At 67.4% G+C, this 25,418-nt stretch carries 23 protein-coding genes; 14 read left to right on the forward strand and 9 right to left on the reverse strand.

Going from position 1 to position 25,418, the window contains the following annotated elements; all coding sequences use genetic code 11:
- Positions 1-98: 98 nt before the first annotated feature.
- A complete protein-coding gene (locus AB0J29_RS12160) occupies positions 99-932 on the reverse strand; it encodes an IclR family transcriptional regulator (protein WP_364783472.1) in 834 nt (277 codons plus the stop codon).
- A 206-nt stretch (positions 933-1,138) separates the two neighbouring features.
- Between AB0J29_RS12160 and AB0J29_RS12165 the strand changes: the two genes are divergently transcribed.
- The 10 genes from AB0J29_RS12165 (at position 1,139) to AB0J29_RS12210 (ending at position 12,119) form a co-directional block, all read left to right on the forward strand.
- Positions 1,139-2,545, forward strand: a complete 1,407-nt coding sequence (locus AB0J29_RS12165; protein ID WP_364783475.1) for an MFS transporter — start codon at positions 1,139-1,141, stop codon at positions 2,543-2,545.
- 37 nt (positions 2,546-2,582) lie between these two features.
- A complete protein-coding gene (gene fae / locus AB0J29_RS12170) occupies positions 2,583-3,140 on the forward strand; it encodes a formaldehyde-activating enzyme (protein WP_364783478.1) in 558 nt (185 codons plus the stop codon).
- Entirely contained in the window at positions 3,137-4,243 is a 1,107-nt protein-coding gene (locus AB0J29_RS12175) for a mandelate racemase/muconate lactonizing enzyme family protein (RefSeq protein ID WP_364783481.1), read from the forward strand. Before fae ends, AB0J29_RS12175 begins: the two co-directional genes overlap by 4 nt.
- Entirely contained in the window at positions 4,231-5,718 is a 1,488-nt protein-coding gene (locus AB0J29_RS12180; protein ID WP_364783484.1) for an aldehyde dehydrogenase, read from the forward strand. Before AB0J29_RS12175 ends, AB0J29_RS12180 begins: the two co-directional genes overlap by 13 nt.
- Positions 5,715-6,659 (forward strand): NAD(P)-dependent oxidoreductase, encoded by a 945-nt coding sequence (locus AB0J29_RS12185; protein ID WP_364783487.1) that lies wholly within the window; start codon positions 5,715-5,717, stop codon positions 6,657-6,659. Before AB0J29_RS12180 ends, AB0J29_RS12185 begins: the two co-directional genes overlap by 4 nt.
- Positions 6,656-7,846 carry an iron-containing alcohol dehydrogenase gene (locus AB0J29_RS12190; protein ID WP_364783490.1) on the forward strand — a complete coding sequence of 397 codons (1,191 nt, stop codon included), beginning with the start codon at positions 6,656-6,658 and terminating at the stop codon, positions 7,844-7,846. Before AB0J29_RS12185 ends, AB0J29_RS12190 begins: the two co-directional genes overlap by 4 nt.
- Before the next feature lie 41 nt (positions 7,847-7,887).
- On the forward strand, positions 7,888-9,357 hold the full coding sequence (locus tag AB0J29_RS12195; RefSeq protein ID WP_364783493.1) for an NAD-dependent succinate-semialdehyde dehydrogenase: 1,470 nt from the start codon (positions 7,888-7,890) through the stop codon (positions 9,355-9,357).
- A 575-nt stretch (positions 9,358-9,932) separates the two neighbouring features.
- Positions 9,933-10,688 (forward strand): SDR family oxidoreductase, encoded by a 756-nt coding sequence (locus AB0J29_RS12200; RefSeq protein ID WP_364783496.1) that lies wholly within the window; start codon positions 9,933-9,935, stop codon positions 10,686-10,688.
- A 23-nt stretch (positions 10,689-10,711) separates the two neighbouring features.
- Positions 10,712-11,581: an ABC transporter substrate-binding protein gene (locus AB0J29_RS12205; protein ID WP_364783499.1), complete on the forward strand. Its 870-nt coding sequence runs from the start codon at positions 10,712-10,714 to the stop codon at positions 11,579-11,581.
- Positions 11,582-11,669: 88 nt separating this feature from the next.
- Positions 11,670-12,119 (forward strand): VOC family protein, encoded by a 450-nt coding sequence (locus tag AB0J29_RS12210; RefSeq protein ID WP_364783502.1) that lies wholly within the window; start codon positions 11,670-11,672, stop codon positions 12,117-12,119.
- 298 nt (positions 12,120-12,417) lie between these two features.
- On the opposite strand, the gene AB0J29_RS12215 is transcribed toward AB0J29_RS12210, so the two are convergent.
- The 7 genes from AB0J29_RS12215 to AB0J29_RS12245 form a co-directional block, all read right to left on the reverse strand.
- Entirely contained in the window at positions 12,418-13,428 is a 1,011-nt protein-coding gene (locus AB0J29_RS12215; RefSeq protein WP_364783505.1) for a sugar phosphate isomerase/epimerase family protein, read from the reverse strand.
- A 28-nt stretch (positions 13,429-13,456) separates the two neighbouring features.
- Positions 13,457-14,638 (reverse strand): substrate-binding domain-containing protein, encoded by a 1,182-nt coding sequence (locus AB0J29_RS12220; protein WP_364783508.1) that lies wholly within the window; start codon positions 14,636-14,638, stop codon positions 13,457-13,459.
- Between the two features lie 33 nt (positions 14,639-14,671).
- Positions 14,672-15,667 (reverse strand): ABC transporter permease, encoded by a 996-nt coding sequence (locus tag AB0J29_RS12225; RefSeq protein ID WP_364783511.1) that lies wholly within the window; start codon positions 15,665-15,667, stop codon positions 14,672-14,674.
- Entirely contained in the window at positions 15,664-16,674 is a 1,011-nt protein-coding gene (locus tag AB0J29_RS12230) for an ABC transporter permease (RefSeq protein ID WP_364783514.1), read from the reverse strand. Before AB0J29_RS12230 ends, AB0J29_RS12225 begins: the two co-directional genes overlap by 4 nt.
- Positions 16,671-18,158, reverse strand: a complete 1,488-nt coding sequence (locus AB0J29_RS12235; RefSeq protein ID WP_364783517.1) for a sugar ABC transporter ATP-binding protein — start codon at positions 18,156-18,158, stop codon at positions 16,671-16,673. Before AB0J29_RS12235 ends, AB0J29_RS12230 begins: the two co-directional genes overlap by 4 nt.
- Positions 18,159-18,234: 76 nt before the next feature.
- Entirely contained in the window at positions 18,235-19,374 is a 1,140-nt protein-coding gene (locus AB0J29_RS12240) for a Gfo/Idh/MocA family oxidoreductase (protein WP_364783520.1), read from the reverse strand.
- Between the two features lie 71 nt (positions 19,375-19,445).
- The gene (locus AB0J29_RS12245; RefSeq protein ID WP_364783523.1) at positions 19,446-20,297 is read right to left on the reverse strand and encodes a sugar phosphate isomerase/epimerase family protein; all 852 of its coding nucleotides are present in this window, start codon (positions 20,295-20,297) and stop codon (positions 19,446-19,448) included.
- Between the two features lie 175 nt (positions 20,298-20,472).
- Here AB0J29_RS12245 and AB0J29_RS12250 point away from each other — a divergent pair, with 175 nt between their 5' ends.
- Both AB0J29_RS12250 and AB0J29_RS12255 read left to right on the forward strand, forming a co-directional pair.
- On the forward strand, positions 20,473-21,648 hold the full coding sequence (locus tag AB0J29_RS12250; protein ID WP_364783526.1) for an ROK family transcriptional regulator: 1,176 nt from the start codon (positions 20,473-20,475) through the stop codon (positions 21,646-21,648).
- 65 nt (positions 21,649-21,713) lie between these two features.
- Positions 21,714-22,142 carry a bifunctional DNA primase/polymerase gene (locus AB0J29_RS12255; protein ID WP_364783842.1) on the forward strand — a complete coding sequence of 143 codons (429 nt, stop codon included), beginning with the start codon at positions 21,714-21,716 and terminating at the stop codon, positions 22,140-22,142.
- Here AB0J29_RS12255 and AB0J29_RS12260 read toward each other — a convergent pair.
- A complete protein-coding gene (locus AB0J29_RS12260) occupies positions 22,114-23,157 on the reverse strand; it encodes a CPBP family intramembrane glutamic endopeptidase (protein WP_364783529.1) in 1,044 nt (347 codons plus the stop codon). The two genes, AB0J29_RS12255 and AB0J29_RS12260, sit on opposite strands and share 29 nt — an antisense overlap.
- A gap of 835 nt (positions 23,158-23,992) precedes the next feature.
- Here AB0J29_RS12260 and AB0J29_RS12265 point away from each other — a divergent pair.
- Together AB0J29_RS12265 and AB0J29_RS12270 are read left to right on the forward strand one after the other, a co-directional pair.
- Complete coding sequence (locus tag AB0J29_RS12265) at positions 23,993-24,646, forward strand: hypothetical protein (RefSeq protein WP_364783532.1); 654 nt, start codon at positions 23,993-23,995, stop codon at positions 24,644-24,646.
- Between the two features lie 3 nt (positions 24,647-24,649).
- Positions 24,650-25,039, forward strand: coding sequence for a hypothetical protein (locus AB0J29_RS12270; protein ID WP_364783535.1), 390 nt, complete (start codon positions 24,650-24,652; stop codon positions 25,037-25,039).
- Positions 25,040-25,418: the final 379 nt, after the last annotated feature.

A 25,418-nucleotide genomic window follows, 5' to 3' on the forward strand; every position in this document is an offset into this window, starting at 1 on the left:
CAACAACGCGGGAAGTGGCTCTATCCGTGAATCCCGACACCGTCTATCTGCGAATTCTGACACCAACTCCGGCACCGGGTCCAGGGCCGTCGGGACACTCACCCGGCCTTCGGCGCGGCCCGCCGCATCGGCGCGCCCAGGGTCGCCGAGAGTTGGTCGGCGATCGAGCGGGTGAATTCGCCGGCGGCGCGGAGGTGGCCGCCCAGGCGCTGTTTGGGGGCCGAGACGTTGAGGGCGGCGATGATGTCGCCGCGGAAGCCGTAGACGGGGGCGGAGACACCGACGAGGCCTGGTTCGAATTCCTCGTCCACGGAGGCGTATCCGTGTTTGCGAATGTCGGCGATGCGGTCCAACAGGAAGTCCAGGGTCAGCGATTCCGTATTCGACTGCACGCCAACGGGAATCGTGGTGGCGAGGGGCGGTGTGAGGCGGTCCGGCGGGAACAGGTTCCACCAGCGAACGATCATCTCCTCGTCCCATTCGCTCATCAGGGTGCGTCCGGCCGAGGTGGTGTAGGGGTCGACCGATGTACCCTCCCAGCCGATGCCGCGGAAGGCGTGCGTGGCCAGCTCGCTGTGCAGGGTGAGCACCCGGTTGCCGCGCAGCACGCACAGGTGGGTGGTCTCGTTCAGGCCCGCGACCACCTTGCGCAGGTACGGCGTAGCCAGGTGCGCGAGCTGGGTCTCGGTGGCGTGGGTGGCCAGGGCGAACAGCCGCCAGCCGGGCCGATACGCCTTGGTGTCCTCGTCGCGGGAGACCAGTCCCGCCTCGGCCAGCGTCGCCAGCGCCCGCGAGACCTGCGCCTTGTCGCGCCCGGCGATCTCGGCGATCCGGGACACACCCAGACCGGCCGCGGCCTCGGGCCGGGCGAGTACTTCCAGCAGCTCGATATCGCGGATCAGGCCCGAGCCATAGGTCCGTTGATCGGCCATGAGGAACCTCCTGGATCGAAGAGCGGCGTTTGCGGACCCCATGGTTCCCCGGATCGCCGCCCGGGAACCCGTATCTATGTTGATTATCGTGCAACCACAGTTGCCGATATGTCAAATATTTCGATACCTTCGGTCGATCGAAGTGTTGCGGCTCACAGTGCGTCTCTCCCGTGCGCCGTAGCACGTTGCAGGAAGAGAGCATTGCAATGACGAGCGCCGAACTTCACAACCCCGCCGAACCCGTCGTCGGGCCGAAGGCCTGGCGGTTCCTGAAACGGCTGACCGCTGTGACGGCGGGGGGAATGTTCATCGACGGCTACATCTTCGCCGTCATCGGCGTGACGATGGCGCTGCAGACGTTCAAGGACGATCTGGACGTCAGCTCGACGTGGGCGGGCCTGATCTCATCCGCCACGCTGATCGGAATCTTCGTCGGCGCAACCACTTTCGGCTGGCTCACCGACAAAGTCGGCCGCAGGGCGATGTTCCTGGCCGACCTGGTCGGATTCGCGATCGCCTCGGTGCTGATGTTCTTCGTGCAGGCCTCGTGGCAGATGTTCGTGCTGGGCCTGGTCATGGGCCTGGCGGTCGGCGCCGACTATGCCATCGGCTCGCCGCTGATCACCGAGTTCTCCCCCACCTCGCTGCGTGCCCGACTCACCTCGTTCCTCCAAATCGCCTGGAACGTGGGCTATGTGGTGGCCTTCCTGATCGGCTACCTGATCACCCGCGCCTACCCGGATCAGTGGCGGCTGGTGCTGGCCTCGGCGGTGATCCCGGCGGCGCTGTGCCTGATCGCGCGGCACGGACTGCCCGAGTCGCCGCGCTGGCTGCTGTCGCAGGGTCGCCGCGACGAGGCGGAATCCGTGCTCGCGCAGCTGGATTGGTCGCTGGAATCCGGTGACTTCCAGTCCGAGCAGCCCGAGGAGGCGAAGTTCTCGACCATCTTCTCCCGCGACTACATCGGCCGCACCGTGTTCGTCTCGGTGTTCTGGACCTGCCTGGTGCTGCCCTACTTCGCGATCATCTTCTTCCAGGCGGACGTGCTGAAGGCGCTGCACATGAACAACCCGATCGCCTCGGCGCTGCTGGGCACGTTCGTCGCGCTGGCCGGTGCGGTGCTGGGCTGGTTCCTGATCGAGCGGGTCGGCCGCCGCAGGCTGCTGATCATCCCGCTGTGGATCACCGGTATCGCGCTGCTGATCGTCGCCTTCGACGCCTCGCTGCCGCGGCTGATCGTGGCGATCTCGTTCTTCGTCTACCTGTTCGCCTACGGCGTGGCCTCGATCCTGTGCGGCGTGTACCCGATGGAGCTGTTCCCGACCGCGGTGCGCACCAGCGGCGTCGGATTCTCCAGCTCGGTCAGCCGGATCGGCGCGGCTACCGGCACCTTCCTGCTCCCGATCGCGCTGAACCACTGGAGCGTCGGCGGCACCATGGCGGTGATGGGCGCGGTGTGCGTCGCGGGCGCGATCGCCTCGCAGTACATGGCGCCGGAGACCACCGGCCGCTCCCTGGTCGAGGTCAGCTCCAAGGCCGCCCGCGGCGTCATCCGCGCCGGCGATTCCGCACAGCCCGTGGCGAGTTCGGCGCGCAAGCCCCAGGTCGCCTGAAACACCTTTGTCCGCAATACCTTCGGAGGTGACAAGAATGTCCCGGCACACCGGCGTCGAACTCGGCGAATCATTCATCGATCCCGGCGTCAACGCGGCGCATATCAATACCGTTCTCGGTCCGCGCGGCAGCGCCGCCGAAACGGCGTGGACCACCAGCCTGGCCACACCGTCGGCAGGCTACGAACGCTTCGTCGTGATCATGCGGCCCGGTGTGCCGGTACAGCCGTTCACCGTCTTCGTCTCCAAGGCCGCGCCCGTCGATGACCGGCACGGCGAGCTGATCTGGGGCCCGGCGCAGGCCGGTGTCGCCGCCGGCGTGGCCGACGCGGTCGCGGCGGGCACCATCGCCCCAGACGAGGTCACCGACCTGCGCCTGATCGTCGCGGTCTGGGTCAACCCCAAGGCCGACGACGCCGAGGCGGTCTACCGCAACAACCGCCTGGCCACCGCCACCGCGCTGGCCAACGGCGCGCTCTGCCACCCCGATGTCGACACCGTCCTGAAGACCCGCGGCCAGATCGCCAACCCGTTCTTCACCCCGGCCGACGGCGGCGCCCCCGGCACCGAGTCGCACGCGGAGGAGATCCCATGAAAATCACCGCAATTCGCACCCGCAAGCTCCGGCTCGAGCTTGACCCGCCCTTCTTCGCCGCGTGGGATCCGGTGCCGCGCAGGCATTTCGACGCCACCATCGTCGAGGTGGAGACCGACGAGGGACTGGTCGGTATTGGATCCGGCGACACCATGGACGGTTTCGCGCCCTTCGAGGAGCTGTTCATCGGCACCGATCCGTGCAATATCGTCGAGCAGGTCAAGCGGATCGAGACGATCAACTTCCACGCCGGCCGCTTCTGGCCGCTCGAGGTCGCGTTCTGGGACATCATCGGCAAGGCCGCCAACATGCCGGTGGCCAGGCTGTTCGGCGGCGCCCAGCATCGGGTGGCCGCCTACGCCTCGACCGGTGAGCTGCGCACCCCCGAGCAGCGCGCCGAGTCCGCTCTGGCCATCCGCGAGGCCGGATTCCGGGCCATGAAGATCCGCGTGGATCCGCACAACTTCGCCGCTGGGCTCGCGGCGGTGCGCGCGGCCCGCGAGGCGGTGGGCGATTCGATGCAGATCATGGTCGATCTGAACCAGTCCTGGCGGATGGCCGGGGACACCCAGACGCCGCACGACTTCGTCGCCGCCCGCCGCGCGGTCGAGCAGCTGCGGGACCTGGACGTGTTCTGGGTGGAGGAGCCGCTCCCATATGCCGACCGGGACGGGCTGCGCCGGCTGCGCGCCGAGACCGGGGTGCGGGTCGCGGCCGGGGAGATGATCTCCTCGGTGTCGGAGGTCGTGGACTACCTGGAGCACGACGCGCTGGACGTGTATCAGATGGACGTGGTGCTCGCGGTGGGCATGCTGCGGGCGCGCACTCTGGCCGAGCTGGCCATGCTGAAGAATCGCCGGTTCACCCCGCACTCGTGGACCAACGGCATCGGGGTATTGGCCAATCTGCACGTCGCCGCCGGGGTCGGAGGCGGACCGTACTTCGAATTCCCCTACGACCCGCCGGGCTGGACCCCGCAGCGGCGCGATTTCATGCTGCGCCGCCCGGTCGACATCGATAGCGACGGATTCGTACGTGTGCCCGATGCCCCCGGCATCGGCGCCGAACTCGACGAGGAGGCATGCCGCAGATGGGCGTTGTGAACTGGCATGAGCGGGCGGCGCGGGCCGACCTGCCGAATCAACTGTTCATCGACGGGAAGTTCGCCGATGCCGCGGACGGCGGGACCTTCGAGAAGTTCTCGCCGATCGACGGGCACCCGCAGGGCGTGGTCGCATCCGGGCAGGCCGCCGACATCGACGCCGCCGTGGCCGCGGCGCGCCGGGCGTTCGAGGACGGGCGCTGGTCGGGCCTGGATCCGGCCGTGCGCAAAGCGCACCTGCTGCGCTTCGCCGAGGAGATCGAGCTCGCCGCCGAGCGCCTGGCGCTGGCCGAGACGCTGAACGTCGGCAAGCCGATCGCCAACACCCTCGCCGTGGACGCGCCCGGCACCGTGCACACCATCCGCTGGTACGCCGAGACGATCGATAAGACCTACGACCAGATCGCGCCCGCCCCCGCCAAGCGCCTGGCGCTGATCACCCGCGAGCCGCTGGGCGTGGTCGGCGCGGTAGTGCCGTGGAACTACCCGTCGATGATCGCCGCGTGGAAGATCGGCCCGGCCCTGGCCGCGGGCAACACCTTCGTGCTCAAACCGGCCGAGCAGTCGCCGCATTCGGCGCTGGTGCTGGCCGAGGCCGCCCAGCGGGCGGGCCTGCCGGACGGCGTGCTGAACGTCGTCACCGGGCTCGGCGAGACCGCGGGCCAGGCCCTGGGCCGCCACCCGGACGTGGACAAGATCGCCTTCACCGGCTCCACCCGGGTGGGGCGGCTGTTCCAGCAGTACGCCGCCGAATCCAACGGCAAGCCGGTCGCCATCGAGGCGGGCGGCAAGTCGCCGCAGCTGGTGCTCGAGAGCGCCGGGGACCTGCAGCGCATCGCCGAGGCCGTGGCCTGGGGCATCTATTACAACGTCGGGCAGACTTGCAACGCCGGCTCCCGCCTGATCGTGCACGAATCCCTCGCGGACGAATTGGTCACGCGGATAACCAAATTCGCGGCCAAGACGTTCGTGCCGGGCGATCCGCTGGACGAGAACACGCAATTCGGCGCCATCGCCGACGCGAATCAGCTCGCCACCGTGGTCGGCTACATCGAGCAGGGCCGCCGCACCGCACGCCTGGTGACCGGCGGTAACCGGGTGCGCACCGAATCCGGCGGCTACTACGTGCAGCCGACGATCTTCGCCGACGTGGACAACGACTCCGCGATCGCCCAGGAGGAGATCTTCGGACCGGTGCTGACCGTGACCACGTTCGACACCGAGGAACAGGGTGTGGCGCTGGCCAACGACACCCGCTACGGCCTGGCCGCCGCGGTGTGGACCGCGGATTTGGCCGCCGCCCACCGGGTTTCGCGGCAGCTGCGGGCGGGGACGGTGTGGGTCAACACCTTCGACGAGTCGAGTGTGATCACCCCGTTCGGCGGCTTCAAGGACACCGGCCTCGGGCGCGACAAATCGCTGCACGCCATCGACGCCTACACCGCACTCAAGACCACCTGGCTCAACTGGGAATGAACTCGGAAATGACTGATATGACGCAGAACCCAGCCCCGCTCATCGGCTTCATCGGCCTGGGCCATATGGGCGGGCACATGTCCGCCAATCTCATCGCCGCCGGGCATCGCCTGCTGGTGCACGACCTGAACGCCGTGGCCGAGCAGCGCTTGGTCGATCTCGGCGCCGAGCGCGCCGACTCGATCGCCGCGCTGGCCGCCGCCTGTGACGTGGTGATCACCATGCTGCCCGGGCCGCCCCAGGTGGAGGCGGTCATCCGGGAGATGGCCCCACTGCTGCGGCCCGACGCGGTGTGGGTGGACATGTCCACCTCCACCCCCGCCGCGGCCCGCGTCGTGGACGAGCTGCTCGCCGAGCGCGGGGTGTCCCGGCTCGACGCGCCGGTCTCCGGGATGGCCAAGGGCGCCGCGTCCGGGATGCTGCAGATCTTTGTCGGCGGCGAGGCCACGGTGCTGGCGCGGGTGCGGCCGCTGTTCGACGTGATGGGCGATCCCGAGCGGGTGCTGCACGTGGGCGGGCTCGGCGCCGGATACACCGTGAAGCTGATGATCAACCAGCTGTGGTTCTCGCATCTGGTCGCCACCGCCGAGGTACTCACCGTCGGGGTCAAGGCCGGGGTGGATCTAGGCGTGCTGCACACTTCGCTGCTGGCCAGCCCCGCGGCGAGCTCGTTCCTGGCCAATGACCTGCCCTCGGTATTCGGCGGCGACTACGACGAGTCGTTCGCGATGAAGCTGGCCTGCAAAGACCTGGGGCTGTCCATCGATCTGGGCCGCGACGTCGGGGTGCCGACGCCGCTGTCCGCGCACGTAGAGCAGATCTACCGCACCGCGCTGGCGAAGTTCGGGCCCGACGCAGGCGAGATGATCCCGGTCCGGCTGGCCGAGGAGTACGCCGCACTGGAGTTGCGGCAGGCGAAGGCTGCGGAGGTGGCGGCATGAGCACGGGCGAACATCATTGCGGCTACCCGCATTCCGTGCACGCGGAGAATTGGGACATCACCACCTTCCCGCGGGTGATCGCCGGGGCCGGCTCGGTGGCCCGCCTCGGCGGGCTGCTGCACGAGCGCGACGCCCGCCAGGTCCTCATCGTCACCGATCCGGGGCTGCGCAAGACCGGCATGGTGGACGATCTGGCCGCCGCGATCGGCGCGGCCGGGGTCGGGGTGACCATCCACAGCGAGATTCCGGCGAATCCCTCGACCGCCTCGCTGGACGTGGCCACCGCCGTCGCGCGCGATGCCCGCGCCGACTACCTCGTCGCGATCGGCGGCGGCTCGGCACTGGATGCCGCGAAGGCCGTCGCCCTGCTGACCCACACCTCGCTGTCGGCCGAATCACTGAACGGCTCCGAGGAATTCGACGCACCGACGGTCCCGCTTGCGGCGATCCCGACCACCGCCGGAACCGGCGCGGAGACCAACGGTTTCGGCGTCATAGAAAGCGCCGACCACCGCAAGGTGTACATCGGGACCGCCGCGACCACCCCCGAGCTGATCGTCCTGGACGCCGAGCTGACGGTCGGCCTGCCCGCCGCGATCACCGCTGCGGCCGGTTTCGACGCGATCATCCACGGCGCGGAATCGCTGCTGTCCCAGGGCGCCACCTCGCTCTCGCGCGCCTACGCCACCGAATCGCTGCGGCTGACCACCGCGGCCCTGGCCGACGCGGTCGCCGACGGCACCGACATCGAGGCACGCAGCCGCATGCTGATCGGCGCGCACCTGGCCGGGCGCGCGCTGTCGCTCAGCGGCCTGGGCCTGGTGCACGGCATCGGTCATTCGATCACCGCCACCACCGGCACCCCACACGGCGTCGCCCTGGCCTCGATCGCGGGCCCGGCGCTGGCGTTCGGCGCCGGTGCGGCCCCGGCCAAGTACGCCGACCTGCTGCGAGTGCTGGACCTGGACGGCGACGGCGAACGGGCGGCCCGGCGGATCGAAGAGATCGCCGCCGCGGTCGGCCTGCCGACCAGCCTGGGCGAGCTGGGTGTGGGCGCGGAGCTGATCGACACGCTGGTCACCAAGACTCTCGAGGACGCGGTGACCAACAACACCCCGCTACGGCCGAGTCCCGCGCAGCTGACCGAGCTGCTGCGGGCCAGCGTCGAACGCGTGCGGGAGGCGTGATGGCTGAGCTCACAACGTCGAGCACCGGAAGGAGAACGGTGATGGTTCACGACCGTAAGTCCGCACTAGCGCTGGTCGAGGCGCTGTCGCGCGAGCTCTACATCAATGGCCGATGGCGCGAATCATCCACGGGCGCACGGTATTCCGTGCACAATCCGGCCGATGGCTCGGCGATCACAGAGGTCGCCGACGCGAGCGTGGCCGATGCGCAGGACGCGCTGGCCGCCGCGCACGCGGCCCAGCGAGATTGGGGCGCAACAACATCGCGGTATCGCGCGGAGCTGCTGCGCCGGGTCTTCGACCGGATCATCGAGCGCACAGAGGATTTCGCGGCGCTGATCAGCCTGGAGATGGGCAAGCCACTGGCCGAGGCGCGCGGCGAGGTGGCCTACGGCGCGGAGTTCCTGCGCTGGTTCTCCGAGCAGGCCGCGCACCTGACCGGGTCCTACGCCCCGGCGCCGAACGGCGGCTACCGCATCGTGACCGCCAAACAGCCGGTCGGTCCGTCGCTGCTGATCACGCCGTGGAACTTCCCACTGGCGATGGCCACCCGCAAGATCGGCGCAGCGCTCGCGGCCGGCTGCACCTGCCTGGTCAAGCCCGCACCGCAGACACCGCTGACACTGGCACTGCTGATGCAGATCTGCCATGAGCTGGACGTGCCTGCGGGCGTGGTGAACTACCTGCCGACGCTGGACGCCGCGGCACAATCGCGGGCGCTGATGGACGATGCGCGGCTGCGCAAGGTGTCGTTCACCGGATCCACCGGGGTCGGCTCGATCCTGTTGCGCCAGGCCGCGGATCGGGTGCTGCGCACCTCGATGGAGCTGGGCGGCAACGGACCGTTCATCGTGTTCGACGACGCCGAGCTGGATGCGGCGGTGGACGGCGCGATGCTGGCGAAGATGCGCAACGCGGGCGAATCCTGCGTCGCGGCAAATCGATTCCTCGTGCACGAAGCTATCGCCGAGGAATTCACCGAGCGGCTGGTGCGGCGGTTCGAGGAGCTGGTCGTTGGTGACGCCTTCGATCCGGCCAGCGCCGTCGGACCACTCATCGACGCCAAGCAGCTGGACAAGGTCACTGAGCTGGTGGACGACGCCGTCGCCCGGGGCGCCCGGATCCGCGTCGGTGGCAAGGCACTCGGCGGGAACGGGTACTTCTACCGCCCCACCGTGCTCACCGAGGTGCCCGGCACCGCCAGGATCGCCCACGAGGAGATCTTCGGACCGGTGGCGGCGGTCACCACTTTCAGCACCGAGGAGCAGGCCCTCGAGCGGGCCAACGCCACCGAATTCGGCCTGGCCGGATACGTGTACACACGCGACCTCTCGCGGGCGCTGCGCTTCGCCGAGCGGCTCGAGACCGGCATGGTCGGGGTGAACCGTGGCCTGGTCTCGGATCCGGGCGGCCCGTTCGGCGGGGTGAAGGCCTCGGGCCTGGGCCGCGAGGGCGGCGCGTCCGGCATCGAAGAGTACCTCGAAACCAAGTACCTCGCAGTACAACTGTGAGCCCCGCGGGCGCGGGCGGGTGCCGGACCGCCCGCGCTGATTCCGATAACCACCACCGGCCCGATCACGGACGCTCAGGCGGCGGAGACGTTGTGGCTCGTCGGAACGAGTGAGCGCTCATGCCGAGGACAGGGTGCTCGACCGTCGATCAACTGCGTGTTTGCTGGTGGGGTTTGTTTCGAGGTACAGGCAGTGCAGGCATTAATCGCGGTACTGGTGGCAGCTGCATCACGTGTGCCTCGCTTTCGCTGACAGGCGACAAAAAGGCGACTCAAACCGTGTGGCGCGGGGGCAGAAATCGGCTTCTGACGTCGGCCGCTTCTTCCGATATCGCCATATTCGCATGCCTGCCGCTGACCTGGAAGGTATGGCTGCCGATAATGAGCGCGCCTCTCTGCGGGGCGGGCGAGGGCGAAATAGGTGAATTGCTGGCGATATGCGGCGGCCCTACTGTGGATTATGGCTATCACAACGACGAATCCTGCGACGGGTGAGGTTCTCAGGAGGTTCGACGAACTGCCTCCTGAGGAATTGGAAGACAAGCTCGCCCGGGGCGGCGACAGGGAGGCAGATTCATGACCGAGGCAACCGGACGGGTGGCTCTCGTGACCGGGTCGAGCAGCGGAATCGGCGCGGCCACCGCGCGCCTGCTGGCCACGCGCGGACTGCGCGTGGTGGTCAACTACCTGCACAGCGCGGCCGCCGCCGACGAAGTCGTGGCGGACATCGAAGCCGCGGGCGGCCAGGCCATGGCCGTACCGGCCGACGTGCGTGAAGCGGCGGCCGTCGACACCCTGATCGAACGCGTCCGGGCGGCGTGGGGCGACGTCGACATTCTGGTGCACAACGCACTCACCCCGTACGCGATCAAACCATTCCAGGAGATGACCTGGGCAGAACTGGGCGGCAAGCTCGACGACGAGATGCGCGCGGCTTTCGTCGTCACCAAGGCCGTCCTGCCCGCGATGACCGATCAGGGCTGGGGACGGCTGATCTATCTCGGCACCGGCCTGAGCCGCAGACCCCGCGCGGGCATGATCGCACTGGGCACGGCCAAGGCCGCGCTCACACAGTTCGCCCGCTACCTCGCGCAGGAACTGGGCCCGGCGGGCGTCACCGTCAACGTCGTCGAGCCCGGTCCCGTAGCCGAGACCAGGATGTCGCAGGTGCTCGACGAGGAGCTGACGCGGCGGCAGGTGGCCGCCACCCCCCTCGGTCGCCTGGCGCTCCCGGCCGACGTCGCCAGCGCGGTCGCCTTCTATGCGGGCGAAGAAAGCTCCTTCATGACCGGCACCACCGCCGCGGTCAACGGCGGAATGGCCATGTACTGAGCGAAGGTTCGGAGGGAAAGGTCATGCACACCATCGATCTCGCCTTCGTCGGGCGCGGCCTGCACGAGGAACTGGCCGCCTACATCGCCGACCAGGAGGATTTCTACGCCGACGAGAACGTGCACGTCGCACTGCGGGACGGGTGCGCCTGGGACGAGCAGCGGCTGCGTCGCGGCGCCACCATCGGGCTCGGCCGGGCGCTGCTGTCCCGGCTGACCGACGGCATCCCCTGGGTCGCGCTCACCGTCAACACCCAGCGCCCACTGTTCTGGTTCCTCGCCCACCCGGACGTGAGCTCCCTGACCGATCTGGCCGGTCGACGTCTTGCGGTACACGAACCGCACACCGCGCCAGGATGTTTCGCCCGCATCGTGTTGCGCGGAGCGGGTCTCGACCCGGACCACGACGTCCACTGCGTCGTCCGGCCACCCGGCGACTACGGCATGGACCTGCGTCGATTGCGCGACGGCGAGATCGATGCCGCGTTCGTCGGCAGCACCATGGCCCCGGAGGCGATAGCCGCCGAATGCGGCTGGCGGATGGTGGCCTGGGTCGGCGACCACTTCCAGATCCCCACCGTGGGTGTTGCCGTCGACCCGACCCACGTCCAGCCCGATGGTCCCGCTGTCCAGGCCGTTGTACGAGCTCACCGACGCGCCGTGCAAGTTATCCACAACGATCCCGACACCACCGTGCGGTACCTCCGGACCTTTCTCGGGCGGCACACCGAGGCCGAGGTCCGCGCCCACTACGAGACCTTTATCGCACCGTATTTCACGATCGACGGCCGGGCCGATCTCACCGTCGCAGACCACGCGATCACGGCAGTCGCCGCCGAACTCGCCGTGCCCGCCACCTTCACAGCAGCCGAGTTCTATCGCACCACACCCTGACAAGCCCACCGCAGAATCCACGAAATCAGAAGGCAGCTTCAGACCCGGTCGGAAGCGGGTGTGAGGCCCCAACCAATGGAGGTGTAAGTTGGCCGAACTCATGCAGCCCGAAGAGGGAATTGTGCTGGCCCACTTCATCGTATCGGACGACGTCGAGCGTTCTCGGCGTTTCTACACCGAAGTACTCGGCGGCAGGGTGGTCTTCTCCGGCGGACCCACCTATGTCGCACTGGCCAACAGCTTTGTCATCATCAATGTCGGTGGAGGCCCGACCGACGACAAGCCCGCAGTCACCCTGGAGACGCCACGCGACCCCGACCGAGTCAGCAGCTTCCTCAACCTCCGGGTCGCAGACATCCAGGCCGTGTACACCGAATGGAGTGCCCGCGGTGCTCAATTCCTGACACCGCCGAAGCAGCACCAGTACGAGATTCGTTGCTACATCCGCGATCCCGACGGCTATCTGATCGAGGTGGGGCAAACGACCGACCCAGAGGGGGACTGGTCACCGTGGTTACCGTCTCCCCCGACGCCGTAAAGACGGCAACGGTCGACGCCGACCAACTGGCGTTCGACGACGGCGACCCGCGCTCCCCCGTCGGCCAACTCGCCTGCGCAGTGTTCACCCGGCGAGCCGGCGCCCAACACGATCACGTCGTAGCTGGTCACCCTCACTTACGCGGCGCAGCCGTGGCCCGCGCATGCGCCGCGTGGCGACGGACGTTCGGCGCGCATGAGCTGTGCGGCCACAGTATGAATCTCACAGTGGCCCTGTAGGTTTCGGTCGAACAGTCCACCTGCGCAGTCTGACGGGTGGACTGTTCGACCGCCCCTCATCAAGCTCCGTCGGTACGGGCGAACGCTGCGTCGAACGCCGACTCCGGCGGCTCGAACAGCAAACTCCGCACGAACCCGACGGCTTCTCGGGCGCCCCGTAGGCGATCCATTCCGGCGTCCTCCCACTCCACCGAGATGGGGCCGGAATATCCGATGGCCTTCAGTGCCCGGAAGCATTGCTCCCACGGCACGTCGCCGTGGCCGGTCGATACGAAATCCCATCCGCGCCTGGGGTGCGCCCACGGCAGGTGCGAGCCGAGGCGGCCGTTGCGGCCGTCGAATCGCTTCGCCGTGTCCTTGCAGTCGACGTGGTAAATGCGGTCGGCGAAGTCCAGGATGAAGGCGACGGGATCGAGGTCCTGCCAGACGAAATGCGAGGGATCCCAGTTGAGTCCGAACGCGGGACGGTGGTCGACCGCCTCCAGGGTGCGCGCGGTCGTCCAGTAGTCGTAGGCGATCTCGGACGGGTGCACTTCGTGGGCGAAGCGCACGCCCACGTCGTCGAAGGCATCGAGGATCGGGTTCCAGCGCCGCGCGAAGTCGGTGTAGCCGTCATCGATCACCTCCCCCGGGACCGGTGGAAACATCGCCACGTACTTCCAGATCTTCGAACCCGTGAATCCGACAACGGTGTCCACCTCCAGCATCGCGGCGGCGCGCGCCGTGTCGGCCATTTCCGACGCGGCGCGTCGCCGGACGCGTTCGGGTTCGCCCTCGCCCCAGATCCGGTTCGGCAGAATCGCTTGGTGCCGGAAGTCGATCGGGTCGTCGCAGACGGCCTGCCCCACAAGGTGATTGGAGATCGCGTATACGTTCAGCCCGTAGCGCTCCAGCTGAGCGAGCTTCTCTTTGATGTATCCGCTCTCCGTCATCGCCCGGCCGACATCGAAATGGTCGCCGGAGCATGCGATCTCCAGTCCGTCGTAGCCCCAGTCGGCGGCGAGGCGGCACACTTCCTCGAACGGCAGATCCGCCCATTGCCCGGTGAACAAGGTGACCGGTCGGCTCATAGGTCCAACTCCTCCGGGATTACCTGTGTCACTTCCACGGAGCCGGATAGCCCGGCATGGCCTCGCAACCGCACATGGCGTAATGCAGCGGGGGCATATCCGCCTTGATGTAGTTGGGCAGCGTGTCCTGGGTGATCTTCAATTGCGGCAGCACCCATTCCCGCGGAACCTGTTTGCCCTCCAGAATCCGCAGCGCCGCGATCACGGGCGTGCGCCACTGGTAGGCCGGATAGGTGGGGGCGACGGCGGTCAGCTTCTCCTTGTTCCACATGCGCAGGAAGTCCTGCTGGTCCTCGCCGACGATCGCGGGCAGCGCGACGCCCGCGTCCTGGAACGCCTCGACGGCGGCGACCGCGGTCTGGCCCGCGTCCATCCAGATGCCGTCGATCTTTCCCTGGCGCTGCAGATAGCTGGACACGATGCTCTTGGTCTTGGCCGCGTCACCGTCGGTGAACTCCACGCCGACGATGTCGAGCCCGCTGCCCGCGAAGACCTGATCGGCTGCGGCCCACCGCTGCTCCAGCACGTCCACGCCCGGAAGGATCCGCAGCGCGAGGATCTTTCCGCCAGAAGGCACCTTCTGCTTCAGGAACTCCGCGCCGTCCGCACCGAAGGCGTAGCCGCCGATGGGATGGATGAACGTCACCGGGCAATTGGTCTTCACGCCGCGGTCGAAGACGATGACCGGAACGCCGGTGTTGCACGCCGCCTCCACGGCCGGGGTCAGCGTCGCGGTGGTATTGGGTGAGATGATCAGCGCGCTGCACCCCTGGGTCGCGAACGACTGGATGTCGCTGATCTGTTTGTCGTCCTTGGCTCCCGCGTCCAGCACGGTGAGTTTCCCGATCTCGGGGTGGAGCTTGGCTTCTTCACGCATGGTTTTGAAACCCACCTGGCGCCAGGGGTTGTTCACCGAGGCATTGGAGAAGCACAGGTTGTAATTGCCGCCCGGCTTGGCGTATTTCGCGGTGTCGACCATCGTGGGATCGAGCATCTGCTCCCAGGGCTTGTCGTGCGAGTCGCCGCCGTCCAGCCCGACCGGCTGGGCGGTGCGGAAGGCCAGCTGGCGATCGAACTCGCCACGGTCGAAGAACTCGGACTTCGCCGCGGATTTGGAGGTGTTCCCCGTGCCTTTGTCGGGTAGGTCGCTGGAGCACCCGGCCAGTGCGAGTACGGCGGCCGCTGCCACGATGGCCCAAGTGGTTCTCATTGATGTTTCTCCTTGCTACTGCGTGAGATCGGTCTAGGTGAGGGCCGGTTCCGGTTTGCGGAATCGCAGTAGGCGTCGCAGGCTCGCGCCGTGCGCGGCGTAGGCGATGGCCGCGATGATGATCACGCCTTGCACGGCCGATTCGAGCCCGCCGGATACACCGAGCAGATGCAACAGCGAGAACATCGCTTCCAGCGACACCCCGCCCGCCGCAGCGGCGACGACCGAGCCGCGGCCTCCTCCGAGGAGCACGCCGCCGAGCACGACGGCGGTGATGGCCCGAAACTCCAGACCGCGCCCGATTTGCGCTGATACTCCGGCGAATCCGCCCAGGAGGATCGCCGCCAGCGCGGCGAGCAATCCGGACAGTACGAACGCCAGCAGGCGTAGGCGGTCGACTCGGCCGCCCGCGAGCCGGACCGTCTGCTCGTTGTCGCCCACCGCCACCAGCGTTCGCCCGGTGCCGCTGCGCATGAACACGACCGCGCCGGCGAGCACCAGGATCAGGATGAGCACCGACCAGGGCACCTGCCCGAGCAGCGGGAAATCGAAGCTGCCACGACCGAGTGTCCGGAACGACGGCGACAGGTCACCGCGCGGAGCGCCACCGGTCCACAGGAATACCGCGCCATCCAGGACCAGCAGCATTCCGAGAGTCACGATGAACGACGGTACGAGCAGCCTGGTTGTGATGAGGCCATTCACCAGGCCGACGAGGACGCCGAAACCGAGCAACAACACGATCACCCGGGCGGTGTTGCCGTCGTCGCCGTTGATCAGCCGGGCCGCGATCACGACCTCGGCGGTCACCAGCGACCCAACCGAGAGATCGAAGCCGCCGGATACGACCACGAAATACTGTCCGATCGCCAGAATCACCAGGGGTGCAGCCCGTTTCAGCAATGCCAGGTAACCGGCCGCCTCGGTGTACGCGGTACCGGCGAGTGCCAGTGCCACCAGCAGGATTACGAGGATCGTCAGCACCGGCGCAGTGCCTTCGGCAAGTCTCGGGCGCCACTGCACGCTCATGATGCCTTCCTCGAAAGCATGCGGCGGGCGTACAGCGCCACCGCGATGATCAGCACGACACCGCGCACGACGTTCTTGAAAAAGGGGTCGACGGCGAGGTCATCGAAGATGGTGTCCAGGGTCGCGAGGATGAGCACACCGCCGATAGTGCCGATGACACCACCGCGGCCGCCGCTCAGCGCCGCACCGCCCAGCACCGTGGCGGCGATGGACTCGAGGTCGTAGCCCGCGTCGGTGCCGACCCACGGTGCACCCGAGCCGAGGCGCGAGGCCAGGAACACCCCCGCCAGCCCGGCCATCAACGCGCACAACACATGTGCGGTGATGATGGTGCGGGACGCCCGGACACCGGACATCCGAGCGACCTCGATATCGCCACCCACGGCGTACATGTGGTAGCCGGTCCGGGTGCGTCGCATGTACCACCACGCACCGGCCGCGCTCAGCAGCATCAGCAATGCTGCGAGCGGGATGGGGCCGATCCGGTCGTATCCGAGGTGTTCGAAAGCGCGTGGGACGCTGCCTGCGGGGCCGGTGTAATTCTCCTGCAGATATCCGCGCAGAATCAGCGCGACACCCAGGGTGGCGATGAAGGCGTTCGCCCGTAGCACCGTGATGACCAATCCGTTGAGCAGCCCAACGGATGCCGCGACCGCGAGGGCCGCCGCCACGCCGGGCACGACCATCGAGGGCCGGCCCGCCATGGTCTGCGCGGCCACCAGCGAACACAGTCCGATCAGGTAGGCCACCGACAGGTCCAGTGATCCGGTGATCACGACCATCGTCTGTCCGACGGCGACCAGGCCCAATACCGTGCTGCGCGTGAGGATGTTGAAGATGCCGCCCTCATCCAGCAGCACCCCTCCCCGCATGCCCACCAGGATGCTGCCGATCACAAGCAGCGCCGCCAGCGCCAGATACACCGACACCGTCGGCGTGACCACGAATCTTCGCCGTGGCACGAAGGCGCGGCGCACGACCGGGATCTTCTCCGCCACCGTGCTCATGCGACCTCTCCGATCCCGTGGCCAGTGGCCAGTCCCATGACGGCCTCTTCGGACGCACCGGCGGGCAACTCGCCCGCCAGGGCTCCTTCATGCATGACGAGGATCCGATCACTCATGCCGATCAGCTCGGGCAGTTCGGAGGAGATCATCAGGACAGCCACACCGTCACCCGCCAAGTCGCGAAGTAGTTGGTAGACAGCCTGTTTGGCGCCGACATCGATACCTCGCGTCGGCTCATCCACGATCAGGATGTGCGGCCGCACCGCGAGCCATTTGCCGAGTACGATCTTCTGCTGATTGCCACCGGATAGGTACCGCACCTCCTGATGCGGGCCGCGCGCCGCGACCGCGACCGAACTCAGCAGCTCCGTCAGGTCCGACGTCCGCCGCGCCGCCGCCCCCCGCAGCGCGGCGCGGCGCACGAGCAGCGCATTGTCGCGCACCGACTGCCGCAACGCCAGCCCGTCGCCCTTGCGGTCCTCGGTGACGAATCCGATTCCATTGCGAACCGCGCTGCGCGGGTTCGAGATTCGCGTCGGCTTGCCGTCCACCTCGAGGACGCCGCTCGTGAACGGCTCCAGACCCCAGATCGCCCGCGCGATGGCCGACCGCCCCGATCCCTGCAACCCGGCCAGCCCGACGATCTCCCCCGCACGCACCTCGAAGGTCAGGTCGCGAACCCGCCCGTTGCCCGCACCGCACAGGGCGATGCGGACATGCCCCGGTTCGGCCGCCCGCTTCGGATAGAGCGTTGCGAGTGGGCGGCCGACCATCTGCCGGACGAGTTGGTCCGAGGTCAGCTCGCCGGTCGGTGAACACGCCACGAACGCACCGTCTTTCAGCACGGTGACGCGCTGGCTGAGGTCGAACACCTCGCGCATCCGGTGCGACACGTACAGGATCGCCATCCCGCGCTCCCGCAGCCGGGCCACCAGGTCGTACAGCAGCTCGACCTCCTGCTCGGCCAGCGCGGCGGTCGGCTCGTCCATCGCGAGCACCGCCGCGTCGGTAGACAGCGCCTTCACGATCTCCACGACCTGCCGCTGCGCCACGGACAGTCCGGCCACCTCGGCCGCCGGTTCGATGCCTTCCTCCCCCAGCCACTCGAGCAGCCGCCGAGTCTCGGCCTCCATCGCTCGCCTGTCGACCCTGCCGCGCTTCACGGGTTCGCGCCCCAGGAAGACGTTCTGCGCAACGGTCCGGTGGGGCAACAGGTTCAGTTCCTGATGGATGATCGCGATGCCGGCCGCCTGCGCGTCGCGGGGTGTGGAGAAGGTGACTTCGTTGTCCCCCATCAGAATCCGGCCGGAGTCCGGCCGGTGCACGCCCGCCAGCACTTTCAGCAGTGTCGACTTGCCCGCGCCGTTCTCCCCCATCAGCGCGTGCACCTCACCCGCGCGCAGGTCCAGGTCTACGCCGCGCAATACCGGGACGCCCAGGAAGCTCTTGGCGATTCCCTCCAACCGGACCAGCACCTCGCTCATGCCTGCGCCTCGCTGGCGCTCGGCTCCGGCACGAGCGAGTGCTCGGCTGTGTTTATCGTTCGCTCGCTGCGCTCGCTCATGGGAGCACCTCGGTCCACTCGCCGCCGTCGGCGGCCGATCGCAGCACGGCGTCGGTAATGCGGACAGCGCGCAGCCCGTCCGCGAAGGTGGGCAGCCCGTCCGCGCACTCCTCTCCGCGGATCGCGCGATAGGTGTCGGCGACGAAGGCGTCGAAGCAGTCCTGATACCCCTGCGAGTGTCCGGCGGGCAGCCGCGAGTACCGGGCGGCCGGGGCGGAGAGCGTGTCCGGATCGCGCAGCAGCATGAGATTGCCCTTCCGCCGTCCCACCCACAGCCGTTCCGGGTCTTCCTGGTCGAAGCCGAAACTCGTTTCCGTGCCCGACACCTCGATGTGCAGGCGATTCTTGCGGCCCGCGGCGACCTGCGATACGAGGAGGGTGCCGACTACGCCGGAGACGGTCGTGAAGTGCACCGTCGCAACGTCTTCCGTAGTCGTGTCGCGCCGCTCGTGGACCACCACGGTCTGCGCAGACAACCGCGCGATGCGATCACCGGTGACGAATTCCATGAGATCGCACCAGTGCGAGCCGATATCGGCGAAGGCCCGTGACGGGCCGCCCAATTCGGCGTCGACCCGCCAGTCGTCATCGGTCGATTCGGACAGCCAGTCCTGCAGGTAGCCGCCGCTGATCGTCGACAGGAACCCCGCCTCGCCGGCGGCCAGCCGCTCCCGCATCTCGCGGATCATCGGATGGAACCGGTAGACGAAGGGCACGGTGGCGATCTTCCCGGCCGCGGCGGCGACCAGAGCGGCCGCATCGTCTTCTCCGGTCGCGAGCGGCTTCTCGCAGATCACGTGCACACCGGCGGCCAGCGCGGCGCGAGTCACGCTGGCGTGCACGGCATTCGGCGCACAGACATGGAGCACATCGATCTCCGCATCGGACAGCAGCACCTCCACGCTGGGGTAGCCCTGGTCGGCGCCCAGTGTCTCGGCCGCCGCTTCGACGGTGAACGGGCTGCTCGATGCGACCGCGACGACTGCACCGCCCGCGCGCCGCACGGACTCGGCGTGCACCCGGCCCATGAATCCCGCGCCCACCACCGCCGCTCGCACCGTGGGAGAACCGACGCTGCCACTGCCGGCCACCACTGTTCTGTGCGTCACATTCATATGGCGAACGGTATGGGTCATTTTGTCGACTGTCAATCAAAAGTATGAATCTCGGCGACAATTCGTGCGCGTAGGCTCGGCGGAACGGGCACTCAGCCGTCGAGCCGGGCGATGGCAGAGCGTAGAAACCGCAGGCTGTCAGTGGCGAGAGCGTCTTGCGACGCCGCCACCGGTCGCCACGCACGGGCAGCAGTGGCGATCGCGGGAATCTCCGGCGTGAACGATTCGACACACAGCGGACCTCGATAGCCCGTGTCGGCCAGCACGCGCAGGAACGCGGCCCAGTCCTGACCATCCCGGCCCGGCGCACCCCGGTCGTTCCCGGCTACCTGCACATGGGCGATGTGCGCGCCCGCAGCCGAAACTGCTGCGGCAGAGGAGGATTGCTCGATATTCATGTGATAGGTGTCCAGCGCGAGACCCCACCCCCGCTCAGGCAGCCCGTCCAACGCCTCCAGCGCCTGCTCGACCGTGTTGAGCACGCTGGTCTCGTACCGGTTCAGCGGCTCCACCGCGATGCGGACATCCTTCGACGCCGCGTACTCGACGACGGGGGCGAGACCGGCCCGCAACTGCGCGTACAGCGACGGCCTGTCCGCGATCCACCAGGTGCGGCCGACCGAGCTGTATGCCGGGCCGGCCGCCACCGGACTGCCGACGATATGCGCCGCGTCCACGACCCGCCGCAGGTAATCCTGCGTCTCCTCGACCAAGTCGGGGTCGAGAAGGTCTCTGCCCGGCGGCATGACCAGGCACAGCGATGCCTTCAGACCGATCTCCGCGAAAAGATCCGCCGTCCGGTGCGGGTCCCAGTCGCCGGGAGATTCCACGGGCAACTCCACGACATCGAAGCCCCAATCGCGGATTCTCGGAGCCAACTCGGCCACGTCACGGTCGGTCAGCGGCGAGGCCCACACCCAGGTATTGATTCCTATGTCCCACATGCACAGACCGTAGGTGGTCACTTATGACAAGGTCAACGCAAAAGTCTGATTCGGCTCCACAAAAGCATCGTCTTGCAGCCCCATAATTGTTGGCGGATCAGATCTATTGGCTGGTGATTGGATACAAGATGGTCGCCAACCCCACATAGTTCTTCCGGTCTGATTAACTTGACAGGTGGCCGAAGCACTCGCGACCAACGCAGCCTCACCGGGACACCTGCTGCAACTCCTGCGGGACGGGAGACCGCGCACACGCGCCGAACTGTCCTCCGCGACCGGGTTATCCCGGTCCACCGTGCGCACCCGCTTGGACATGCTCCTGCACGCCGGCCTCGTGGCCGAAGCGGACAGCGGCATATCAACGGGCGGGCGGCCGGCCGACCTGTTCGTCTTCAACACCCGCGCGCGCGTGGTGCTCACCACCGAGGTCGGCGCGACCCACGCCGTGGTCGCGGTCAACGATCTCACGGGCGCCCCGCTGGCCGTGCACAAGCTGTCGCTCAATATCTCCGACGGCCCCGATACCGTCCTGGCCAGCCTGGTCGAGCAGTGGCAGGCTCTGCTCGCCGAGCTGGAGATCCCCGTGTCGCAGGTCGCGGGCGTCGGCATCGGGCTGCCCGGTCCGGTCGAACATGCCACCGGCCGCCCGGCCAATCCTCCGATAATGCCGGGCTGGAACGGGTTCGACGTGCCCGGTCGCGTGCGCGCCGACTTCGACGTCCCTGTGCTCGTCGACAACGAGGTCAACCTCATGGCGCTCGGCGAGCACAGCACGGCCTACCCCGGCGTGGACCATCTGATCCTGGTCAAGATCGCCACGGGCATCGGTGCGGGCCTGATCAGCAACTACCGGCTGCATCGCGGCACAGCCGGCGCGGCGGGCGACATCGGCCACATCCCCGGGCACAACTCCCCCGACGTCCCGTGCCGCTGCGGCAATACCGGCTGTCTCGAAGCGATCGCCGGCGGCGGCGCGATCGCCGCCCTCCTCCGCGAAAAAGGGCTCCACGTCGAAACCAACGCCGAAATCGTCGACATCGTCCGCAGCGGCAATGTCGTTGCGGGCCAGATCCTGCGCGCGGCGGGCCGCACTATCGGCGACGTGCTGGCGACATGCGTCAACATGTTCAATCCGGCACTGATCGTGATCAGCGGCAGCCTGGCGCAGGCGGGCGAGCTGCTGCTCGCGGGCATCCGCGAATCCATTTACCGGCGATCACTGCCCCTGGCTACCGAGAATCTGCGAATCGTCCACTCGCAAACCGGAGATCAGGCGGGCGTCATCGGCGCCGCCGTCATGGTGATCCAGGAGATCCTGGATCCCTCGGCGGTCGACCGGCAACTCGCCTGATCCGAAGCCACGCCCCACGCTAGGGTGCGCGGCGGCACCGATTCCGGGTCCAGCCGATCCCCTCGATCGAACGCGGGCCCGAACTCGCCAGCACCGACCAAGCGCGCATCCACCGCTGGTGGGGCTACAACCCGCGCTACAACGTCGCGATCGCCGCCGGCCCGGCCGGGCTGCACGTCATCGATCTCGAGGCGGCCCACATGACCCCACCCGCTGACGATCTCACCGAGGCCCTTGTTCGGCTCGCCGCCCATCTTCCCCGGCACGCACCGCCGACATGGACGATCGCCACCCCCGGCGGCTGGCACCCGTACTACCGCGCCCCGCACGAGCCGCCTTTGCGGTGCACGGTCGCACGCATCGGCGAGGGCATCGATTCCCGCGGGAACGGCAAATATGTCGTCGCCCGGACCCCGCAAACCGCCCACGATGCAACGCCGCACACCTCGTCCGGCGCTCTTGGGCCTACATCAGTAGCAACGGAAAGGTATTGATGATGGAGTGCGCGGCCACCAACGCCCATGCATTGCGATACCGCGCCCAAAGATACCCAGCGAACAGGGCGTAGGTACCTTGGAACGCCACGATGGCCCCTAGTGTCAGAGGCAGTCCGGTCAGTACGGCCGAACCCTGTCCATGCGTCGGAAGGTGCAGCCAGGCAAACAGCAACGCGCCGAGCACGATTCCCGGCCAGCGACCGAACAGGGCCTCCAGCCGAGTCTGCAACATGACACGGTAGAACACTTCCTCGCAGATATTGGCGGTGAACACGGTCACCGTGGCACCGATGACAAGCGCCACCGGATCCGGGTAGTCCTCCGCACTCGGGAGCGGACCAGAGAACGGCCCGACCAGACTGAGGTAGCCGAAGATCAGCAACGCGGGAATCGGTGCGAGCCAACGCCACCATTGCCGCGGCCACCACCAGTGTTGCACCCTGTGCGGTTTCGATGCGTCATACGCCGTGCGGAACGCTCTGAATGCAAACCAGGGCAGAAGCAGGAAGAATACCGGCTTGCCGAGGGCCCATACGCCCTGCACGATGTCGCTGGACGTGCCAGCGGCGATGAGCACAAACAATATCAACGGCATCAGCACCGCCACCGCGGCGACTACCGCAGTCTCTCGGATCAGCCCATCCCGGTCTCCGACAACCTCTGGCGCGATCCTGGATGCGCGCGGCGGCACAAGCCGTACCAGCAGCAAGCCCGCGGCGACCGGCAACAACGCGCCCGCTAGCGGCAGCCGATCATCGGAGTCCGTGGACGGCATGATCGAGTCGTGCCCGGTGAGAAGCAGGCCGACCACTGCGGCGAAGAACACCGCCAGCCCACCCGTGAGAATCAATCCGCCCTTGGTCTTCACGCCCTGAAGGAGGGTAGGCAATCCGGCTGCTGGGGTCTGACGAGCGCTCGCGACGCTCGTCGCATCGTCGCTCACCTCCTGGCCCTGTGCCACGTACCTCTCGCCTGCGGCGCAGGCAGTATCCCAACCTTCAGACCTGGACAATGAGCAGGCTCCTTCGATGTGTTGTTACGGTCCCGCTTCAGCCTGGGTGACACGACAATCGAGACGCAACCTCCGAAAGTAGGACCGGCTGGGCATGCATCGGCAACCTAGTGCTCGCCACCGACCACACTGGACGCCGGAGAGTGTCGCCGCCCTGCCCACCGCGTAGCACCGGGAGCGCCGAATTCGGTAGGCGCCGAGCGAGGTCGGCACTCCGAATCACGGCTGACCCGTCGCACATCGAGCGGGATCTGCGACGAGACGCTTGACTGCTATCCGACGGATCGTGTCGCGCAGTGCGCTGCGAGGTCTGGCAATGCAACGCGCTGGAGGTAACCAGCCTCGGCAACTGCACCCAGAAGATGAACCAGCCAGTGGCGATCGCTGTTGCCGGTGGAACGAGCGCGGCGAGTTGTGCTGACATGAGCCCTCCAAAACAACGAAAGGCTTCCGGTGAATCGCCGAAAGCCTCTAGGAAACAACAAAGGCCCAGCCGAAGTGGCTGAAGCCTGTTGATGCAGAACGCTATCGCGTCTCAGGTGCTGGCGTGTCCTGGCTCAGTCGAACTGATGCTGACTCAATCAGTCTGATGCCAAGGGCACGGAATCTGATGTTGGCTCAGTAAATCTGATGCCGGTGTGTCATGATCCGCTGCCGTAGGGGTGGGGTTTCGGGTGTGGACGCGAACCAGTGTTTCACCCGGATGCTCCGACGCTGGTGGTAACCAGAAACTGCTCCATACCCGTTGATGTATCAGCAGGACAGCACACCGGCGAGCAAATTCGTTCGAGGAGCGACCCAGCGTAACCGGTTTGCAACGCATAACATTCGGGACATGCACCGTGGCAACTGGTTCCGTGTCCTGCTGTGCCTGGCTGTGGTGGGCGGTACCAGCGGATGTATCGGGGCGGTGGACCGCGCGGATTTCGAGGACCAGATTCGAACACGCGGCGGCGGATTGGTGAGCGCCCTGCCGCAGGCCGCGATCGCCGCGCTGGCCCAGCGCATCGACGCCAGCGACCCGGATGTGAACGTTATCCTCCTCACGGCACCGAACTCCACCCAGTTCCGGCTCGTCCTGAACAACCAGCCTGCCCAGGTGACCGACTTCCTCGCCGGAAGCGATTTCACCGCCCGCGAACCCACTGTCCGCCTGCGTGTCCGGCCGCCCGGTCTGTCCCGCGTGATGGACGACTACGCTTTCACCCTCGGCGACCTGAGTGCCCCACGCCCCGTGCGGGTTTCCTCCTTCGACGACCTGGACGGCGAGAACTTCACGATAAGCGAGGTGCCCGGCCTCTCGCGTATCGAGGACATAGTCGACACCGCCCGCACGCGCAGCGAAATCCCCGACGGACAGGTCACCGCCATCGTGGTGAGCCGCTTCGGCCGCGACATCCGCATCGTCGCCAACGTGGTCTCCGCCCGCTCGGAGGTGGTCGCCGAATTCGACCGCACCGGCGTCTTCCTCCGAGCCCAGCAGGTATAGCCGATGCCCCGTGTAGTGACAGCCCTCTCGACCGGCCTCCTCGTCGGTGCCTTCAGCATCGTCGTGCCCGTCGCCATCTGGCCTGGCGAAGCGAAACTCACCGCGCCCCTGTTCTGTTCATCCCCGGCCACCGAACCCATGGTCGTCTCCGACACCTTCCACGACTCCGAAGGCACCTCCACCAACTACACCCTCTACTGTGTAGGAGACCACGGCATTCTCACCAACGAGGGCTTCGCCCTCCCCCTGTTGGTGATGCTTACCGCGCACATCGTGATCGTGACAACCCCTGATACTGCTCGCCACATTGTTCAAAACCAGGGCAGAGCCTGTGCACGATCGGCCTGTTCAAGGTCCCCTTCAATCAGAACCGAATCCGCACATCAGTACTGAAGACTACTTCGAACACTGATCCTCCGGCCGCTGCTCGGCGGCGAGCATACCTGCGCGGACCGTCTGCGCGACCCTGTCAGCGACCGTCGGCACCCTCAGAACACGCACTCCGCCAACGGTTTTCGGGATCTCCACCGCTCGCACAGGCGGTGGGAAATTTACTCGCCGCCGCCGGTATCGACGCCGCACTCGTGCGCGATTTGCTAGCCCGCGAGAGTTCCGGCCGGACCGCCCTCGAGAATGCCGAGCAGTGCGGGAAAACCGCTGTCGTCGCCCTTCTGCAAATGAGGCCGCTTCCGGTTCGGTTGCTGCCCTGAGCGTCTGCGGCCCCAGAGTATGGGGCAAGACCGGGGTGGGCCGAATCGGTAGTCTTCGGTCA

Source organism: Nocardia sp. NPDC049707, assembly GCF_040674855.1.
In the GTDB taxonomy this organism is placed as follows: domain Bacteria; phylum Actinomycetota; class Actinomycetes; order Mycobacteriales; family Mycobacteriaceae; genus Nocardia.

Coding starts and splice junctions, on each gene's coding strand:
- AB0J29_RS12160 (WP_364783472.1), bottom strand. CDS start 932: ATGGCCGATCAACGGACCTATGGCTCGGGCCTGATCCGCGATATCGAG.
- AB0J29_RS12165 (WP_364783475.1), top strand. CDS start 1,139: ATGACGAGCGCCGAACTTCACAACCCCGCCGAACCCGTCGTCGGGCCG.
- fae (WP_364783478.1), top strand. CDS start 2,583: ATGTCCCGGCACACCGGCGTCGAACTCGGCGAATCATTCATCGATCCC.
- AB0J29_RS12175 (WP_364783481.1), top strand. CDS start 3,137: ATGAAAATCACCGCAATTCGCACCCGCAAGCTCCGGCTCGAGCTTGAC.
- AB0J29_RS12180 (WP_364783484.1), top strand. CDS start 4,231: ATGGGCGTTGTGAACTGGCATGAGCGGGCGGCGCGGGCCGACCTGCCG.
- AB0J29_RS12185 (WP_364783487.1), top strand. CDS start 5,715: ATGAACTCGGAAATGACTGATATGACGCAGAACCCAGCCCCGCTCATC.
- AB0J29_RS12190 (WP_364783490.1), top strand. CDS start 6,656: ATGAGCACGGGCGAACATCATTGCGGCTACCCGCATTCCGTGCACGCG.
- AB0J29_RS12195 (WP_364783493.1), top strand. CDS start 7,888: ATGGTTCACGACCGTAAGTCCGCACTAGCGCTGGTCGAGGCGCTGTCG.
- AB0J29_RS12200 (WP_364783496.1), top strand. CDS start 9,933: ATGACCGAGGCAACCGGACGGGTGGCTCTCGTGACCGGGTCGAGCAGC.
- AB0J29_RS12205 (WP_364783499.1), top strand. CDS start 10,712: ATGCACACCATCGATCTCGCCTTCGTCGGGCGCGGCCTGCACGAGGAA.
- AB0J29_RS12215 (WP_364783505.1), bottom strand. CDS start 13,428: ATGAGCCGACCGGTCACCTTGTTCACCGGGCAATGGGCGGATCTGCCG.
- AB0J29_RS12220 (WP_364783508.1), bottom strand. CDS start 14,638: ATGAGAACCACTTGGGCCATCGTGGCAGCGGCCGCCGTACTCGCACTG.
- AB0J29_RS12225 (WP_364783511.1), bottom strand. CDS start 15,667: ATGAGCGTGCAGTGGCGCCCGAGACTTGCCGAAGGCACTGCGCCGGTG.
- AB0J29_RS12230 (WP_364783514.1), bottom strand. CDS start 16,674: ATGAGCACGGTGGCGGAGAAGATCCCGGTCGTGCGCCGCGCCTTCGTG.
- AB0J29_RS12235 (WP_364783517.1), bottom strand. CDS start 18,158: ATGAGCGAGGTGCTGGTCCGGTTGGAGGGAATCGCCAAGAGCTTCCTG.
- AB0J29_RS12240 (WP_364783520.1), bottom strand. CDS start 19,374: ATGACCCATACCGTTCGCCATATGAATGTGACGCACAGAACAGTGGTG.
- AB0J29_RS12245 (WP_364783523.1), bottom strand. CDS start 20,297: ATGTGGGACATAGGAATCAATACCTGGGTGTGGGCCTCGCCGCTGACC.
- AB0J29_RS12265 (WP_364783532.1), top strand. CDS start 23,993: ATGCACCGTGGCAACTGGTTCCGTGTCCTGCTGTGCCTGGCTGTGGTG.
- AB0J29_RS12270 (WP_364783535.1), top strand. CDS start 24,650: ATGCCCCGTGTAGTGACAGCCCTCTCGACCGGCCTCCTCGTCGGTGCC.